Consider the following 15,404-nt stretch of genomic DNA (forward strand, 5'->3'; position numbering starts at 1 on the left):
TGGCAGAGGGCGAAAATTCGCGGTACCACCTCTGTTCGCCCGCTTCTCGCGAGAACGGGCCTTGCGGAGTGCTGAAATCTACACTCCTGCGCGGTAACGGGCGCACACGGCACAGCCTAATTGCCTTAGGGCGTTCAGCCTGCTGCTCAGGGAGGTATTCGTCAATCCACTGCGTTACCCTTTTCACCAAACCAGGGCTTCTCTGCGCCGCACATGAACCGATTACTTGTTCCCGTCGTTGCATTTGATATTAAGCAGTATAGCGCAAACCATTTGCGTTGTCAAGGGTTACAGCGACAGCATCTCACGGGCATTTGCCAGACTCAGATCGGTGATATGGTCGCCGGAAATAATGCGTGCCAGTTCCTGCACACGGCCGGCCTGATCCAGCGGATGAATCTGGGTAAAGGTGCGCTGCCCCTCCACATTTTTCTGAATGAGCAGATGGCTGGTTGCCAGAGCTGCAATTTGTGCAGTATGGGTAATGCAGAGCACCTGACGCCCCTTGGAAGTCTGACGAAGTTTTTCGCCAATTCGCCCGGCGGCAAGGCCGGAAACACCGGTGTCGATTTCGTCGTAAATAACGGTGGGGATGGCGTCCTTTTCCGCCAGTGCACTCTTCAGCGCCAGCATGATGCGGGAAAGCTCACCGCCGGATGCGATTTTTGCCAAAGGCTTCGGCGCTTCGCCCAGGTTGGTGGAAATATAAAATTCCACGGTATCCTGGCCGGAACCAGCAAGCGGTCCACGACTGTGTTGAAGTACAAAACGGGTGCCCGGCATGTTCAGGAAGGTGCATGCTTCCACCAGCTGCTGCTCCATTCGCTCAAAAGCAGTCAACCGGGTCTGGGTAAGCTTTTCGGCCAGAATTTTGGCTTCTTTATAAAGAGCCTGCTTCTGCTTATTCAGCTGTTCCAGGGTTTCGTCTGCCCTCTCAATATGCTCCAGCTCTTCCCGAGATTTCTCTGCCATCTTGAGCAGTTCTTCCACCGAATCTGCGCCGTACTTGTTTTTCAGCCGGTAGATGATGTCCAACCGTTGTTCCAGCTGGTCCAGTTCGGCGGGATCAAAACCATAATCGTCCAGCCGGGAGGCCAGATCTACAGCCAGCTCCCGGGCGTTGTAATAAAGATCAGCCAGCCGTTCCTGCAAGGGTTGGAGGGATTCATCCAGTACGGCAGCCTGTTCCAATGCGCCGTTTGCACCGCCCAGAAGATCTGCAGCACCAGAGAATTCATCACCGCCAGAAAGGGCCCCGTGAGCCGATGCAATCTGTTCCAGAATTGTCTGAGCATGGGAAATAATCTGCCGGCGGGCAACCAGCCGTTCTTCCTCACCGATCTGAAGAGAGGCGTCCTCGATTTCATTCAATTGAAACCGAAGAAGCTCCATCTTCCGTTGCTTTTCAGCCTCGTCCAGCTGGAGGGCATCGGCCTGTCGCTTCACCGCGATGAGCTCCTTGTACACCTTCCGATAGGCGTTGAACTCGTTTTGGTTCTGCGCAAAGGCATCCAGAATTCCCAGATGCTTTGCAGGGTCGGTCAGACCCTGACTGTCGTGCTGGCCATGAATGTTGATCAATCCGGCGGTGATATCCCGCAGGACGGATACAGTGGCAGGCATTCCGTTGATACGGCAATGACTTTTGCCCTCGGCGGTGATTTCACGGTAAATCAAAAGCTCTTCGCCAGCGTCGTAACCGGCCTGTTCCAGCTGCATTTTTACCTGTTTGGGCAATTGGTCGAAGGTTGCCCAGATACAGGCTTTCGGTGCACCGGTACGCACCAGGTCACGGCTGATCCGGTTGCCCAGAATAGCACTGATGGAGTCGATCAGAATCGACTTACCCGCGCCGGTCTCACCGGTCAGAACGTTCAGACCGGCAGTAAACTGTACCTGTACCTTTTCGATCACGGCCACATTTTCAATTCGTAATGAGGTTAACATGGAACCCGATCAATCCTTCCTGTGATGGTGCCCGGCTCAGCGCTTGGCCACATACTGGCTCAGGGTCTGACACAAATGCTGCGCATCCGCTTCAGTGCGCATCAGAATCAGGAAAGTGTCGTCACCGGAAAGAGTGCCGACGACCTCTTCCTCCCATTTCATGGAGTCGAACAGTTCGCAAGCGGCATTGGCCATGCCGGAGAAGCATTTGACCAGAACCGTGTGGCCGGCATAATCGATTTTTAACACCGATTCCCGGAAGATCATTTCGAACCGGCCAGGCGAATGCAGCTGTTGGCTGCTGGCTGCGGCTGCAGACACATAACGATACTGGCCGCCGCCAGCAGCGACCTTAACCAGGTGAAGCTCCCGGATATCCCGGGATACAGTGGCCTGCGTAACCTGGAATCCGGCCTCCTTCAGATAGCGCAGAAGATCCTCCTGCCGGTCGATTGCGTGCTGTTGGATCAATTCAAGAATTTTGTTATGGCGTTCACCTTTCACCGGCGTTACCTCCCTCGTAATTTTCTGTCGATGGCGTCAAACTGATCAGCCAGGCTAAAGGTAACCAGGCGGATACTTTGATGGGAGAGCTCTACTTCCACATGCCCTCCGTCCCGCAGAGAGCGTTCTTCTTCTCCGTCGGTACTGATAAAAATCTCGTTTCTTCCCTTTGCATTCACTTCGATACGGATGCATCGGTCGGCTGCGAATACCATGGATGGCTGATGCAGGCTGTGGGCACAGATCATGCTGACCACAATCCCCTCAATGTGCGCATCTAAAATCGGTCCCCCGGCAGAAAGCGAATATGCCGTTGAGCCGGTGGGAGTGGAAATGATTACGCCGTCTCCGGAGCAGTGATTAACCAGAATGGCGTCGCAGTAAATATTAAAATCAATGGTTTGAAGCCGGTGACCTTTATAGATCACCACATCGTTCAATGCGGTTTGTGCATTCGAAACATCATCGTCCACAATTGCGTTCAGGAGCATCCGTTTGTCACACTGAAACTGCCCCTTGGCAAGACGGGTGAGTTTTGCCTGCATTTCATTGACTTCACAGGTAGCAAGGAATCCCATCCGACCCAGATTGATTCCCAGAATCGGTTTGTCGTATTCCAGGCAATCCTTTGCCGTGTGCAGAATGGTTCCGTCGCCGCCGATGGTGATTACAACATCACAGTCTGTGAAAGCCTGATCTTTGGGCAGATAACGCACGCCGGGAAGAGTTTCCACATCGGAACCAATTGCCAGAATTACGTTGGCACCGGCGCTTCGCAGAATCCGCACCGCTTGTGCAGTTACCGTTCGAGCACGGGGTTTTGTGGTATTGGGAATAATAAAAACAGTCATGCGGATCGTTCCTTTCGCAGACTTTATGGGGAAATTACAAATCCAGCGCTCCGTGTGCGGCGCTTACCACCTGATCGGCCAGTTCCTCCTGCAACAATACAGGCTCATCCTTTGCTTTTTCCACAAACAGCAGGAACTCAATGTTCCCTTCCGGCCCTTTAATTGGGGAATAATCCAGCCCCAGCACGGAAAAGCCGTTGGATGCTGCATAGCCTGCAGCCTGCAGGATTACTTCCTTATGGGTTTCAGGCTCACGAACAACGCCTTTTTTGCCAACCTTTTCTCTGCCTGCCTCGAACTGAGGCTTAACCAGGCAGACACCGGTAGCCTGATCGGCGGTAACCGCCTGAGCCACGGGGAAAATATGCTTCAAGGAAATAAACGATACATCCACGCTGAAAAATTCAACCGGCTCTTCAAGCATATCCAGAGTAACATTCCGGATGTTTGTGCGTTCCATGTTGACGACCCGTTCATCCGTGCGCAGTTTCCATGCCAGCTGACCGTAACCCACGTCCACCGCATACACCTTCCGGGCGCCGTTTTGCAGCATGCAATCGGTGAATCCTCCCGTAGATGCACCAATATCCATGCAAACCTTCCCGTTGGGAGTAAGCGGAAAAGCGCGCATGGCTTTTTCCAGCTTCAGCCCACCACGGCTCACATAACCGATATCATGACCGCGAACCTCCACTTTTGCGTCCGGAGAAATCATTTCACCGGCCTTGTCGGCTTTCTGTTCGTTTACAAATACGATGCCGGACATGATTAAAGCCTTGGCACGCTCCCGGCTTTGTACCAGACCATTCTGGCACAGGTATTGATCCAATCGAATTTTCAAAGCTCAGTCCCTTTCTATTGCGTTTGCAAGGCTGACAGCATCCAGCCCAAGAACTTCCCGAAGCTCCGCTACGGAAGCGTGCGGAATGGCACGGCCGCTGCGCACGCCGCGCAGAGTCAGATGACCCGGCCAACGATACTCCGACAAAGCTGCACCAAGTGAGCCGCCGATACCGCCATTTTCAATGCATTCCTCCGCAAAGAGAATATGGTCGTAGCGGGTCAGTTCCTCGCACAGGCCATCCGGCAGAGGATTAATCTGAACGAGTTTATAAACATCCACAGAAACACCCTGCTGCCGGAGCAGCTCCGCGGCTTTCAGAACCTCGGCAGTCAGTGTTCCATAGGTAACAATGGCGGTCTTTGCCGGGCTTTCCGAAGCATATACATCATAGGGCTGTTTGCTGCACCCCAGCGCAGAAAGCAACTCCGGTTCACCACCTCGTGCGTATCGAATGGCACGGGGTCCATGTCCCTGATCCAGAAGCTGTTCCAGCCAGTAAGTCAGCTCTGCATAGTTGCAGGGAGAGTAGACCGGGATTCCGATCTGACGGAAAAAGGCAGGATCATAAATGCCCTGATGAGTTTCGCCATCACCGGGGACAAGGCCGGCACGATCCACAGCAAACACCACATCCAGATCCATCAGACATACGTCATGAATCATCTGGTCATAAGCCCGCTGCAGGAAGGTGGAATAGATGGCCACAACAGGGAGCATTCCCTGGCTGGCCAATCCGGCAGCAAAGGTCACCGCGTGCTGCTCTGCCATGCCCACATCAAAGAAACGCTCCGGGAAATGGCGGTAGAAATATTGCAACCCGGTACCATATTTCATGGCGGCAGTAATGGCACAGACGTTGGTACGGCTTTCCGACAGAGTTTCCAGGTGCTGCCCGAAACAGGTGGAGAAAGAGGCGGCGGGGGCCACATCCGGATCCAGTGCATGGGAAGGATCAAAGGAGGAAACACCGTGGAATTCGCCGGGATTCTCCTCAGCGGGCTTAAAGCCTTTTCCCTTTACAGTGACTGCATGGACAAAAACCGGTGCGGTTTGATGGTGCAGGTTCCGGAACAGCTCAGTCAGTTTGATTACATCGTGACCGTCCACCGGGCCAAGGTACTGGAACCCCATCTCTTCAAACATGGTGGAGTGATACAGGCCGCGGCGCAGCAGCGCCTTGCCGCCCTGTAATGCCCGTACCAGCGGTGCACCCACCAGAGGAATGGCAGACAGAATACTTTCGGTATTGGCTTTTGCACGGTTATATTCCGGATTCGTACGCAGTACGGTCAGGTAACGGGACAGAGAGCCGACATTTTTGGAGATCGACATTTTATTGTCGTTCAGAACAACAATCAGGTTGTTCAGGGTATCAATGTTGTTCACGCCCTCATAGACCATGCCGCCGGTAAACGCACCGTCGCCAACCAGAGCAATGACCTTGCCGGGTTCATTTTTCAGTTTTTTGGCGCGGGCCATGCCAATGGCCACTGAAATGGCAGTATTGCCATGGCCTGCGATAAAGGCATCGTGCTCGCTTTCCCGGGGACTGGGAAAACCGGAAAGCCCGTTCAGCTTACGCAGTACATCAAACTGCTGTCGGCGACCGGTCAGCAGTTTATGCGTATAGCACTGATGCCCCACATCAAATACGATTTTATCGCTGGGGGTGGTGAATGCCCGATGCATTGCCACCGTAAGTTCGATGGTGCCCAGATTGGAGGAAAGATGTCCTCCGGTTTTGGAAACACTTTCGATCAGAAACGCCCGGATTTCTTCACACAGGGGCGCCAGCTGCCCGGCAGGAAGCTGCTTCAGATCCTGCGGGCTGTTGATTCGTTCCAACAGTGAATATGCCATGATACAATCCTTCTAAAAAAGATAGTGGTTCAATCACATCATTGGGATCAGCAAACCGGTGGCAACGCCCACGGCAGCGCCGCCAAAAACTTCAAAGGGAGTGTGGCCAACCATTTCCTTCAGCTTTTTGTCGCCAAGGATAGGAGTACGTTTGGCCTCCTCATCCAGCCAGTCAGACAGCAGCTGATTCAAAATCTTGGCCTGTTCGCCAGTCTCCCGGCGCACGCCCATGGCGTCGTACATTACGATTACTGCCATGACTGCCGCAAGAGCAAAAACTTCGGAATGCGTTCCCTGGGAGCGCCCGGCAGCAATCACCAGCGCACATACTGTGGCAGAGTGTGCGCTGGGCATTCCTCCGGAGCCCCACATGCGCTCAACCCGGAATTTTCCCATTAAGATGAAATTGATGATCGTTTTCAATACCTGAGCAATCAGCCAGGCCGTAAGCGAGACCGAAAGCAGATAATTCCAACAATATATTTCCTTGAGCCAGTCCATTGCATCCTCTCCTGTATGATTATTTGCGCCGTGTGACGAGCTGCCCGGCAAGGTGGATCAAAAAGTCCGCACGATCACCATACACTTTTTTTAAGGCTTCACAGCTTTCGTCATTGATTTTTTGCGCAAGTTCCAGCGCACCCTGCGGACCATAGAGGGTTGCAAAGGTCACTTTACCGTTCTCCTGATCGCTGCCGATGGGTTTGCCCAGTTCCTCCGGTGTGGAGATTACATCCAGCACATCGTCCACAATCTGAAAAACAAGGCCAAGATCAAACGCATATCGCTCCAGATACGATGCATCCTCCCGGGTTCCGCCGGCAGCGCAGACACCCATCTGAACCGAGGCATTGATCAGTGCGCCAGTCTTATTCTTATGAATGGTGCGAAGCAACGCTTCATCCAGGGGTTTCCCTTCATAGGTTACATCCAGCTCCTGCCCCCAGATCATGCCTCTGCTTCCGCCACCCACAGCAAGCAAACGGGCCGCTTCAATACGGGCGTGTTCAGAAAGAGGGGCATTTGCGATGACCTCAAAGGCTTCGGTAAGGAGGACGTCTCCTGCAAGAAGCGCGGTTGCTTCGTCAAACGCCTTGTGGCAGGAGGGCTTGCCCCGGCGAAAATCATCGTTATCCATACAGGGCAAATCGTCGTGGATCAGAGAGAAACAATGAAGCATCTCCACTGCAGCGGCAAAATGAGCCGCCGCCCGCCAGTCGCCGCCCAGCATGTCACAGCAGGCAAGCGTCAGAACGGCCCGGATACGCTTGCCGCCCCCCATCAGGCTGTATCGTGCTGCCTGACATACCCGGGAATCTTCCGGCAGATATGTGTCGCAGGCATTTTCGAGCGCTGCCTGAATTTCCTTCAAATAAACATCATACTGTTGTTCATAGGCTGTCATGCAAGGATGTCCTCCTCTCCTGCTTCCGCCACGCTGGAACGTTGCGAAAGCGTCAGGTCAATTCGCTCCATTTCCAACCTGGCCTGCTCCAGAGTTTCACTGCAATAGGCAATCAAGCTGGCTGCGTCACTGTAAAGCTTAATTGCTTTATCCAGTGGAGTGGCCGGATCAGCAAGCTGATCCAGCACCTGCTGCAGAGCAGCGCTGCCCTCTTCAAAACTTTTGGGTTTTCTCATTCTGTTCTCCCTCGATTTCGTGCACATGTTCCACAAGGCAGCCAACGGAGACCTTGTCACCGGTCAGCAAAATCCGATCTCCGGGGGTAACCTGATTCAATGTAATGGCGTTTCCCTTTACAGATCTTGGGATGGCATATCCCCGCGCTAAAACAGTGTAGGGGCTCAGAGAATGGGCAAGCTGTATGGCATGCTGCATGGAAAGCATACGATCCTGATAGATCTGTTCCATTTTGCCATGCAAAAACTGCTCCTGTTCATTCAGGCGTGCTGCCCGTGCGGAACACAGTGAGCCAGGAGTCAGGGATTCCCATCGTTCTGCCAGTGGATCAAATCTATTATAGCACATTTCGAGCTTTGTCTGCATATTTTTATGAATATTATCCGAAATATTCATAAGCTTGGCCATCATTTCCCGGCGATCCGGTGTTGCCAGTTCAGCAGCGGCCGAAGGAGTGGGAGCGCGAAGATCCGCAACAAAGTCAAGAATAGTAAAATCAATTTCATGACCAACTGCAGAAATCAGCGGAGTTTTGCAACCATAGGCAGCCCGGGCGATGCCCTCGTCATTAAATACCCACAGGTCTTCCCTGCTGCCTCCGCCCCGGGCCACAATGATCACATCGACCTTTCCAGAACGATCCAGGATCTGGATACCACGGGCAATTTGAGCCGCAGCCTGATCCCCCTGCACATTGACAGGCGCCAGCAACAGCCTGGTTAAGGGCCAGCGACGACTGAGCACGTTGCGAATATCCTGAAGAGCAGCACCGGTTTCGCTGGTCACAACACCGATGCAGCGAGGACAGGCGGGAATAGGCTGTTTTGCTTCCGGGCGAAATAGCCCCTCCTGCTCCAGCCGCGCCTTTAACTGTTCAAAGGCCATCTGCGCAGCACCAATGCCATCCGGAAACATATCCTGAACATAGATCTGAAACGCACCGGTGTTTTCGTACAGGCTGACCCGGCAGCGAACGATGACCCGCATTCCCTCCTGAGGGGTGAACGCCAGCCGCCGGGCGTCCTGCCGGAACATGACAGCTTTCACACTGGCGGAATCATCCCGCAGAGAGAAGTAAAAATGCCCACTTTTATAGTGGTGGACAAAGTTGGCGATTTCGCCCTTGATGGCAATGCCAGACAAAAAACGGTCGCTGTCCAGCAGCGACCGAACATAGCGGTTCAGTGCGGAAACGGTGATCATCTCAGCCATGGATTACCTCCCGTGCTGCGATACACGCCACGCCGATGGCGTTATCGCTGGAAAATTTTCCGGGAACAAAATGAGCACCGGGCAATCGCCAGGTCACATACTCCCGAATGATCTGGCTGCTCATTACGCCACCCGCAAAGACTACGGGCAGACCTGGATGTTCTTCCAGAGCCGCTTTTACCATGCGCAGCGCAGTTTCCGCCACACAGTTCAGGCAGTAACGGCAAACATATTCCGCGGATTTCCCCTGTTCAAGGAGCCGGTTACACTGGTTTTCCAGGCCGGACAGGCTGCAGCTGCTCCCCTTTACGCTGACTTTTGGGCGAACGGTTTCCGAACAGCGTGCAGCCAATTCACTGACCATGGCACCCGCCGGAAAGTCAAACCCCAGTTTTACCCCCACCCGATCCACTGCCTGACCTGCGTAGAGATCACTGCTGGTACCAATGCACCGGATTGAACCATAGCCTTCACACAAAAGCAGGTCAGTGGTTCCGCCGGATACATGAAATACCAGGCAGGAGCGCTCGAACAAATTCTCTTCGCCAGTGGCAAAAAGCGCCGCGGCAATGTGACCCTGTTGGTGAGTTGATTCTACCAGCGGAATGCCACGGGCAGCAGCAAATGCCACTGCTGCGCTGCGTCCGGCAAGAAAACAGGGCATGTAGGAGCCGTCCACCGGGCGCGGGCGGGTGGAAACACCCACCGCCTGAATCCGGCTAAGATCCACCTGCTGTGCAAGCTGGCTCAAAAGCTCCGGCAGAGCCGCTGTGTGGTGAAACAGCGCATCGCTCTGACGCAGCCCCAGTTGCCCCTGTTTGACGGGCAAAAACTGCTTTTTATCGCAAACAACCTCTTTGGCACAAGAGTCGTACACGGCCAAAGAGGTTGCATAGTTGCTGGTATCGATGCCCAGTGTGAGCATTATTCCGAAGCGGAGTCCTGATCCGCCAGACCCAGTTCGCGCACCACAGAGCCAAGCAGGCCATTCACAAACTGGTAATCCTCGTTTCCGCCGAATTTCTTGGTCAGTTCCACCGCTTCGTTGATGGTGACGCTGGGCAGTTTTTCGTCTCCATACAGAATTTCGCTCAGAGCCAGACGAAGCACAGTAAGGCTTACCCGGGGAATACGATCAATGGTCCAGCCCTTCAGATGATCGCGGATTATATCGTTGATTTCAGCGCTGTGCTCGTAGTAATCGTTGATCAGCTTGCGACCAAATTCATCCACCCGGTTTTCGCCCAGCTCGTTATTCAGGGCGATCACATCCTCCGGCATTGCATTGTCGAAGGTGGACGCAAATGCGGCCAGAAATGCGTTTTCGCGTGCGGTTCTGCGTGTCAGTTTTTCCATAAAATAAAATATCCTCTCACAGCCAAAGCCCCCCTGCGAACCGCGGGAGGGCCAATTGGTTATTCTTCTTCAGCAGGCAGCTCCGGCTCCTGCAGGACGCCTACCACCACAATATTTACCCGGGCGACCGTGATGCTGGTCATATTCTGAACCGCAGATTTCACGTTCTCCTGCACTTTTTCACAGACCGCCGGGATCTGGCTGCCGTAGCGCACCGTCAGGCTGACGGTAATCTCGGCCACATTCTCCAGCAGCTCCACCGAAACAGGCTTTTGCAGGTTCACCTTGCCCAAAAAGCTGCGCATTCCAGCGGAACCGGCACAAACGTCCACCACGCCATCGATCTCGGTGGCTGCAAGTTTTGCAATCTTACCGATCACATCCGTGGAGATCTGCAAGCTGCCGTTTACAACATTGGAATTTGAAACTTCCATACCCGGTCCTCCCAAAGGTAATTATTTTCATGGCATTTGAATTGAAGATATTATACCATCTTTTTGCATAATCTACAAGGTCATTTTATTTCTACCACGGTAATATTCTGCGCGCTCACCGCACACTCACTCAGCACTATATCCCGAATCTGGGCAACCTCACTCTGGGTCAGTCCGTCGCTGGTGGTCATAACCGTGATGTTTACCTTATCCCCATCAATAAAAGCCACACAGTCCACAAAACCTTTGGCTTTGATCCGGCTTTCCAGATCACTTTCCTTGGTAATGCTCTCGATTGTGGCAGTGAGCTCCTGTGTAAGCGCGTCTTTTTCCTCCTGGGTAAGTGCGCTGTTTTTCAGGCTTTTCTGCAGGGTATCCAGTGCTTCGTCCCGGGTTTTGGTACGGGAGAGTCTGGCCTGTTCAAAGAAATCACTGCCGGTCGGATCAGCTACGCTGACCAGTTGTGCTTCGCCGTAATTTTTATCGGCAGTTTCCTGGCCGGAGGCGGCTGTCTCCACGGCCAGCTCATCGGTGATGATCCCTGTGCTGGCTGCTGCGTTGGCCTGAACAGTATCTCCCATCACCAGATCAGTACTTTTGGCATACTCCCAGTTCAGATACACGGCTACACCCAGTGCCACCACCAGTGTGAGAAGCGTCATTTTCTGGTTGAGTTTTTTTGCTTGCATTATGTTCCCTCCGATTCGTTCATTTTTGCAATGCTGATCCGGTTGCTTGATACACCGGTAAGCACCGAAACCGCTTCGGTGATCTGCGCCTGTACCTGAATATCGGCTGCACCCTCGCATACAACGGCGATACCCCGGATTTCCGGTTCCCACACCATTTCCACCAGTGCGTTCTGCCCGGAAGAATCCTCTAACAGGATGTGCTGAATCTCGCTCCCGTTCTCTCCCCGATCTGTTTCGTCCAGTGCATAGACTGTTTGTGGGCCGGCTTCCAGTGTAACGGCAACCTTTACCTGCCCGGCACCCTGAATGCTGCCAATCACCTGAGTAAGGGTATCTTCCAGACTGTCGGCGTATTCCCTTGCGTATGTGGTCTGGTCAGCCGTGCTTTGAACTTCACTGGTTGTGCCTTTTTCAATGCGGGGAGAAAAGGCATTTCCGGCCAGAAGAAAAAACAGGCCAAGTGCACCGATAAAAACAAGGATGCTGCTTCGATTCCAGTTTTTTGATTTGAAAAGATCCTTGAAAAAATCACGTCCCATTGCCTGAGTCCTCCGCCCTGATCACGATTTGCTCCCCGTCACCCAGGGCCTGACGCAGGATTACCTGTGCCTGTTCCGGGGCATCGCAATCCACCGTTACAGTCAGTGGCGGCCCCACCAGGACTTGAACCTCGCCGTTAATTCCCTGAGCAAAAAGGGTTTGCTCCAGCTGTTCTTCCAGCGCCTGTTGCTCCAGCTGTGCGCGATAGCCGGAAAAATCCACTGCGTCGTCCTCCTTTGTGGGCCACAGCTCGTTCCAGCCGGAAATTACCGATTGAACGGGCTGCAAAACCGCTACTAAAATATACAGTGCCACAACGATTTTTATGCTTTTTTCATATTCCCTGCGCGGCATTAAAAGCTCCAGCCCGCCGGCCAGCACGCAGGCCATGCAAATGGTAAATGCCCATTCGTTCATATCAACTGCCTCCTCCGAGCAGAATCATCAGAGCCGTGGAGAGGACCGTGAGCATGAAAAAGAACACGAGAAACGAGATGCAAAGCCCAATGGCCTGTCCCAGTCCATTCATCACCCGTCCGGCCCGGGTGAGCCCAAAGGCTTTGGCCAGCGCCGCTCCCAAAAGATAGGCCAGATAAAAGCCGAAACATCGGATCAGAAGCGGTAAAAATGTGATGGTAAGCATTGCAATGGCTGCAAAGCCCAGCGAACCCTTCAGTACCCGCAGCCCACTGAGGACACTGCCCATTGCATCCGAGGCAAGGCTGCCAATGACCGGGACACCGCTGCTCAGGAGAAACTGCCCGGTTTTCATGGCAAGGGTATCGGTGTTTTGTGCCAGAATGCTCTGCAACCCCAAAATGCCGCCAAACAGGATGGAAAGGAAGCCAAGAATCCACTTCACTGCCCTATGCAGAACGGCACATCCGTCGGAAAGCCCGCCCAGATCACACAGGCCGCACGCCACATTTAAGGCGAGAAAAGCACGAACCAGCGGCATGGCTACTGCGCTGATAATCTGTGCGCAGAAAGCGGCCATGGTCAGAAACATGCCGCTGTAAACAGCAGCCTGCGTGGGCTGGCCGCAGCTGATCATTACGCCGGAAAAAACCGGCACAAAGCTGAGCAGATAGGTCTGGCATTCCTGAATTCGGCAGGTCAGATCCTCCAGCAGCGGCAGAACAGGCTGAAGTGCTGTCACGCATATTCCCAGCAGACAGACTGTTTCCAACGGTGTTCGCCAGTCAGAACCCGGCAAAAGGCTCAATGCAGCTGCCGCAATCAGCACGGTGGCGGAAATTGCCGTCAGGAGCTGGAAAGGCTGCTGAAACTGCTCTTTTGCGGTTCCCAACAGCTGTTCCAGCAATTGGGGAATTGAAATGGCCTGAAACTGCTCAGCTGATATTCCGGGGGAATCCAGAATTTTTTGGGCGGAATCCGGGAGATCCTCTGCAGAAACCACAGCCGGCAGCAACAGAAGAAGTAACAGAAAACCCAGCAGACGCCTCATTGAAGAAAGAACCCCAGGGATTCGGCGGCTGTTTGCAAAAGAGGCAGGGCGCACATGAGAATCAGGCAACGGCCGGCAAATTCCACTTTTCCGGCAAGACTGCTGAGTCCGGCGTCTTTGCAAAGGTCCTGCGTTGTTTGAGAGGCCAGCGCAATTCCGGCCGCTTTGATTACGGTGGAAAAACCGCTTTGCTCCCAATAGACTGCATAAGCGTGCAGTTGTTCGATGAGCGGGGTGGCCAGGTGCAGCAGGTAAATCAAAAGCACTACCGAGCATCCCAAGAGGCAAAGAATTCCATAGGAAGGCAGATACTCCCGTACCAGACCGATCAGCACGGCCGACACCAGCACAAAAGCTGCAATTTGAAAAATTTCCATATTCCATTGTTACAGATTAAACAGCGATTTTATGTTAACGAACAGGTCGCTGATTTGCTGCACCAGCATGGATAGCACAACAATCAACCCCGCCAGGGTGGTCATCATGGCCTGATCTTCCCTCCCAGAACGGATGAGCAGTTGATTCAGGACCGCAACAATGATACCGATGGCGGCAATTTTAAATACCAGATCAATGTCCATCGCTCCAAACCTTCCTTCATAAAAGCAGCAGTGCAGCCATCAGGCCGGTGCAGATCCCGGCTTGAGGGTAGAGCCTTGCTGCTGCTTGATATTTCTTTTCCTGACGTGCGCTGTTCTGACGGGCCAGCTCCACATAATAGGGAATCTGTTCGCATAGTTCCTGGGCGCTTATCTGACCAATCTGCATGAAAAGTGAGGAAAAGGAAGCCGTCTCCCCCGGCGGAATATATGCAGGGAAACAGTAGCTTTCCAGTGCGGTGCAGTTATTCAGAAGCAGGTGGGGATAATCCCCTGCCCGCAGTTCCTCCAGCAAACAGGGCGTGGCCAGTGCCCGGTAATGTACAGCATCCTGAATCTGAGCCAGCATACGGGCCAGCTCTGCCCAAAAGAGGGCTTGTCTGTGCAATCCGGCAGCCTGCTCAGCCCCGAACAAAAAGCCTGAAATACTTACCAGAACGGCCCCGGACAGTTTTAGAACCCAGATCATAAAACGATTGTCTCCCGGATTGTTCCAGCACTCTGAGAACCGTACAGAAAGGCACAGGCGGAAAAAAGTGTGCGCAGACGGGTGCGGCTTTGTTCCAGGCGCGCCTCCAACTCGTCCACATTTGCGGCGTGTACAGAACAGATAAAGCTGACCCCCGATCGTATGCCCTGTTCCAGCTGCCGAAATTCCTTGCCGGAGCCAAGTTCATCACATACCACAATCTGTGGTCCAAGGCAGCGGACGGCAGTTTCGATGCCGAACGATTTGGGACAATTGGACAGAACATCACAATTCAAAGGAACCTGTGCGGAATGACCCCATGGGTCGCAGGGCCAAAGTTCCTGACGTTCATCTATAACTGCCACTTTTTTCCCCCTGTCGCTGATGGCTTTGACGATGCTGCGCAGAAGCGTTGTTTTACCGCTGCCGGGAGGGCCGGCCAGAATCAGACCATGAAAACAGTCCGAAAGGCAGACCTGCAGAGAATCCGGCAATGAGACAAAAATCATGCGGGCAATACGCAGATTCAGCGAGGTGATAACCTGAAAACTGTTCTGTCCGTTGTCCGTTTGATGAAAGATTCCGGCAACGCCCACCCGATGACCGCCGGGAATCGTAAAAAAGCCCTGAGAAAGCTGGCGTTCGTAACTGTGAACCGACTTTTCACACAGCGAATAGAAGCACTCCTGAAGATCATGGGCACTCAGACGAAGAGCGGCAGCGTATTTGGGCAGGAGGTTGGATGCCAGCACCGGTCCATTCGGGGTGGAAAAAACGATTGGCCGTTCGCTGCGCAGGCGGATCTCATGCACCTGCGCGGCAAATGCAGGAGGAAGCTGCGCAAGTGCTTCCCGCACCTGCGCGGGGAGCCGTTGGATTGCACTGTAATACTCGTCCATTTTCATTTCACGCTCCTTTGTGCTACAAGTATATGGCCCGGGCAGAGCTGGTAGAACAGAAAAATCCCCCGGGCTTTTGGCCCGGGG

The 15,404-nt window shown here is 53.5% G+C and carries 20 protein-coding genes; all 20 read right to left on the reverse strand.

Going from position 1 to position 15,404, the window contains the following annotated elements; all coding sequences use genetic code 11:
• Positions 1–288: 288 nt before the first annotated feature.
• Positions 289–1,947 (reverse strand): DNA repair protein RecN, encoded by a 1,659-nt coding sequence (gene recN / locus EDD77_RS05585; RefSeq protein ID WP_058962978.1) that lies wholly within the window; start codon positions 1,945–1,947, stop codon positions 289–291.
• 36 nt (positions 1,948–1,983) lie between these two features.
• The gene (locus tag EDD77_RS05590) at positions 1,984–2,451 is read right to left on the reverse strand and encodes an arginine repressor (RefSeq protein ID WP_077138468.1); all 468 of its coding nucleotides are present in this window, start codon (positions 2,449–2,451) and stop codon (positions 1,984–1,986) included.
• Positions 2,452–2,456: 5 nt separating this feature from the next.
• Entirely contained in the window at positions 2,457–3,302 is an 846-nt protein-coding gene (locus tag EDD77_RS05595) for an NAD(+)/NADH kinase (RefSeq protein WP_058962980.1), read from the reverse strand.
• A gap of 34 nt (positions 3,303–3,336) precedes the next feature.
• On the reverse strand, positions 3,337–4,143 hold the full coding sequence (locus EDD77_RS05600; protein ID WP_058962981.1) for a TlyA family RNA methyltransferase: 807 nt from the start codon (positions 4,141–4,143) through the stop codon (positions 3,337–3,339).
• A 3-nt stretch (positions 4,144–4,146) separates the two neighbouring features.
• Positions 4,147–6,006: a 1-deoxy-D-xylulose-5-phosphate synthase gene (gene dxs, locus EDD77_RS05605; protein WP_058962982.1), complete on the reverse strand. Its 1,860-nt coding sequence runs from the start codon at positions 6,004–6,006 to the stop codon at positions 4,147–4,149.
• 33 nt (positions 6,007–6,039) lie between these two features.
• Positions 6,040–6,507, reverse strand: coding sequence for a divergent PAP2 family protein (locus EDD77_RS05610; RefSeq protein ID WP_058962983.1), 468 nt, complete (start codon positions 6,505–6,507; stop codon positions 6,040–6,042).
• 19 nt (positions 6,508–6,526) lie between these two features.
• A complete protein-coding gene (locus tag EDD77_RS05615; RefSeq protein ID WP_058962984.1) occupies positions 6,527–7,411 on the reverse strand; it encodes a polyprenyl synthetase family protein in 885 nt (294 codons plus the stop codon).
• Positions 7,408–7,647, reverse strand: coding sequence for an exodeoxyribonuclease VII small subunit (gene xseB / locus EDD77_RS05620; protein WP_058962985.1), 240 nt, complete (start codon positions 7,645–7,647; stop codon positions 7,408–7,410). The genes EDD77_RS05615 and xseB overlap by 4 nt, the downstream gene beginning before the upstream one ends.
• A complete protein-coding gene (gene xseA, locus EDD77_RS05625) occupies positions 7,625–8,860 on the reverse strand; it encodes an exodeoxyribonuclease VII large subunit (RefSeq protein ID WP_058962986.1) in 1,236 nt (411 codons plus the stop codon). The genes xseB and xseA overlap by 23 nt, the downstream gene beginning before the upstream one ends.
• Positions 8,853–9,785, reverse strand: coding sequence for a tRNA (adenosine(37)-N6)-threonylcarbamoyltransferase complex transferase subunit TsaD (locus tag EDD77_RS05630; protein WP_058962987.1), 933 nt, complete (start codon positions 9,783–9,785; stop codon positions 8,853–8,855). The genes xseA and EDD77_RS05630 overlap by 8 nt, the downstream gene beginning before the upstream one ends.
• Positions 9,785–10,216: a transcription antitermination factor NusB gene (nusB, locus tag EDD77_RS05635; protein ID WP_058962988.1), complete on the reverse strand. Its 432-nt coding sequence runs from the start codon at positions 10,214–10,216 to the stop codon at positions 9,785–9,787. The genes EDD77_RS05630 and nusB overlap by 1 nt, the downstream gene beginning before the upstream one ends.
• A gap of 59 nt (positions 10,217–10,275) precedes the next feature.
• A complete protein-coding gene (locus EDD77_RS05640; RefSeq protein ID WP_058962989.1) occupies positions 10,276–10,650 on the reverse strand; it encodes an Asp23/Gls24 family envelope stress response protein in 375 nt (124 codons plus the stop codon).
• An 80-nt stretch (positions 10,651–10,730) separates the two neighbouring features.
• A complete protein-coding gene (locus EDD77_RS05645; RefSeq protein ID WP_058962990.1) occupies positions 10,731–11,339 on the reverse strand; it encodes a SpoIIIAH-like family protein in 609 nt (202 codons plus the stop codon).
• Positions 11,339–11,881 (reverse strand): hypothetical protein, encoded by a 543-nt coding sequence (locus EDD77_RS05650; protein WP_058962991.1) that lies wholly within the window; start codon positions 11,879–11,881, stop codon positions 11,339–11,341. Before EDD77_RS05650 ends, EDD77_RS05645 begins: the two co-directional genes overlap by 1 nt.
• Positions 11,871–12,299 (reverse strand): stage III sporulation protein AF, encoded by a 429-nt coding sequence (locus tag EDD77_RS05655; protein WP_058962992.1) that lies wholly within the window; start codon positions 12,297–12,299, stop codon positions 11,871–11,873. Before EDD77_RS05655 ends, EDD77_RS05650 begins: the two co-directional genes overlap by 11 nt.
• Position 12,300: 1 nt before the next feature.
• The gene (locus tag EDD77_RS05660; RefSeq protein WP_058962993.1) at positions 12,301–13,350 is read right to left on the reverse strand and encodes a stage III sporulation protein AE; all 1,050 of its coding nucleotides are present in this window, start codon (positions 13,348–13,350) and stop codon (positions 12,301–12,303) included.
• On the reverse strand, positions 13,347–13,727 hold the full coding sequence (locus EDD77_RS05665) for a SpoIIIAC/SpoIIIAD family protein (protein ID WP_058962994.1): 381 nt from the start codon (positions 13,725–13,727) through the stop codon (positions 13,347–13,349). The genes EDD77_RS05660 and EDD77_RS05665 overlap by 4 nt, the downstream gene beginning before the upstream one ends.
• 9 nt (positions 13,728–13,736) lie before the next feature.
• A complete protein-coding gene (spoIIIAC, locus tag EDD77_RS05670) occupies positions 13,737–13,931 on the reverse strand; it encodes a stage III sporulation protein AC (protein ID WP_058962995.1) in 195 nt (64 codons plus the stop codon).
• A 16-nt stretch (positions 13,932–13,947) separates the two neighbouring features.
• The gene (locus EDD77_RS05675) at positions 13,948–14,418 is read right to left on the reverse strand and encodes a hypothetical protein (RefSeq protein ID WP_058962996.1); all 471 of its coding nucleotides are present in this window, start codon (positions 14,416–14,418) and stop codon (positions 13,948–13,950) included.
• Positions 14,415–15,323 carry a GTP-binding protein gene (locus EDD77_RS05680; RefSeq protein WP_058962997.1) on the reverse strand — a complete coding sequence of 303 codons (909 nt, stop codon included), beginning with the start codon at positions 15,321–15,323 and terminating at the stop codon, positions 14,415–14,417. The genes EDD77_RS05675 and EDD77_RS05680 overlap by 4 nt, the downstream gene beginning before the upstream one ends.
• Between the last annotated feature and the right edge of the window lie 81 nt (positions 15,324–15,404).

It is taken from the genome of Allofournierella massiliensis, from assembly GCF_004345265.1.
In the GTDB taxonomy this organism is placed as follows: Bacteria; Bacillota; Clostridia; order Oscillospirales; family Ruminococcaceae; genus Allofournierella; species Allofournierella massiliensis.

Bases quoted from the DNA above. Each gene is read 5' to 3' on its own strand.
- recN (WP_058962978.1), bottom strand. From the start codon at position 1,947: ATGTTAACCTCATTACGAATTGAAAATGTGGCCGTGATCGAAAAGGTA.
- EDD77_RS05595 (WP_058962980.1), bottom strand. From the start codon at position 3,302: ATGACTGTTTTTATTATTCCCAATACCACAAAACCCCGTGCTCGAACG.
- dxs (WP_058962982.1), bottom strand. From the start codon at position 6,006: ATGGCATATTCACTGTTGGAACGAATCAACAGCCCGCAGGATCTGAAG.
- EDD77_RS05610 (WP_058962983.1), bottom strand. From the start codon at position 6,507: ATGGACTGGCTCAAGGAAATATATTGTTGGAATTATCTGCTTTCGGTC.
- EDD77_RS05615 (WP_058962984.1), bottom strand. From the start codon at position 7,411: ATGACAGCCTATGAACAACAGTATGATGTTTATTTGAAGGAAATTCAG.
- xseB (WP_058962985.1), bottom strand. From the start codon at position 7,647: ATGAGAAAACCCAAAAGTTTTGAAGAGGGCAGCGCTGCTCTGCAGCAG.
- xseA (WP_058962986.1), bottom strand. From the start codon at position 8,860: ATGGCTGAGATGATCACCGTTTCCGCACTGAACCGCTATGTTCGGTCG.
- EDD77_RS05630 (WP_058962987.1), bottom strand. From the start codon at position 9,785: ATGCTCACACTGGGCATCGATACCAGCAACTATGCAACCTCTTTGGCC.
- nusB (WP_058962988.1), bottom strand. From the start codon at position 10,216: ATGGAAAAACTGACACGCAGAACCGCACGCGAAAACGCATTTCTGGCC.
- EDD77_RS05640 (WP_058962989.1), bottom strand. From the start codon at position 10,650: ATGGAAGTTTCAAATTCCAATGTTGTAAACGGCAGCTTGCAGATCTCC.
- EDD77_RS05645 (WP_058962990.1), bottom strand. From the start codon at position 11,339: ATGCAAGCAAAAAAACTCAACCAGAAAATGACGCTTCTCACACTGGTG.
- EDD77_RS05650 (WP_058962991.1), bottom strand. From the start codon at position 11,881: ATGGGACGTGATTTTTTCAAGGATCTTTTCAAATCAAAAAACTGGAAT.
- EDD77_RS05655 (WP_058962992.1), bottom strand. From the start codon at position 12,299: ATGAACGAATGGGCATTTACCATTTGCATGGCCTGCGTGCTGGCCGGC.
- EDD77_RS05660 (WP_058962993.1), bottom strand. From the start codon at position 13,350: ATGAGGCGTCTGCTGGGTTTTCTGTTACTTCTTCTGTTGCTGCCGGCT.
- EDD77_RS05665 (WP_058962994.1), bottom strand. From the start codon at position 13,727: ATGGAAATTTTTCAAATTGCAGCTTTTGTGCTGGTGTCGGCCGTGCTG.
- spoIIIAC (WP_058962995.1), bottom strand. From the start codon at position 13,931: ATGGACATTGATCTGGTATTTAAAATTGCCGCCATCGGTATCATTGTT.
- EDD77_RS05675 (WP_058962996.1), bottom strand. From the start codon at position 14,418: ATGATCTGGGTTCTAAAACTGTCCGGGGCCGTTCTGGTAAGTATTTCA.
- EDD77_RS05680 (WP_058962997.1), bottom strand. From the start codon at position 15,323: ATGAAAATGGACGAGTATTACAGTGCAATCCAACGGCTCCCCGCGCAG.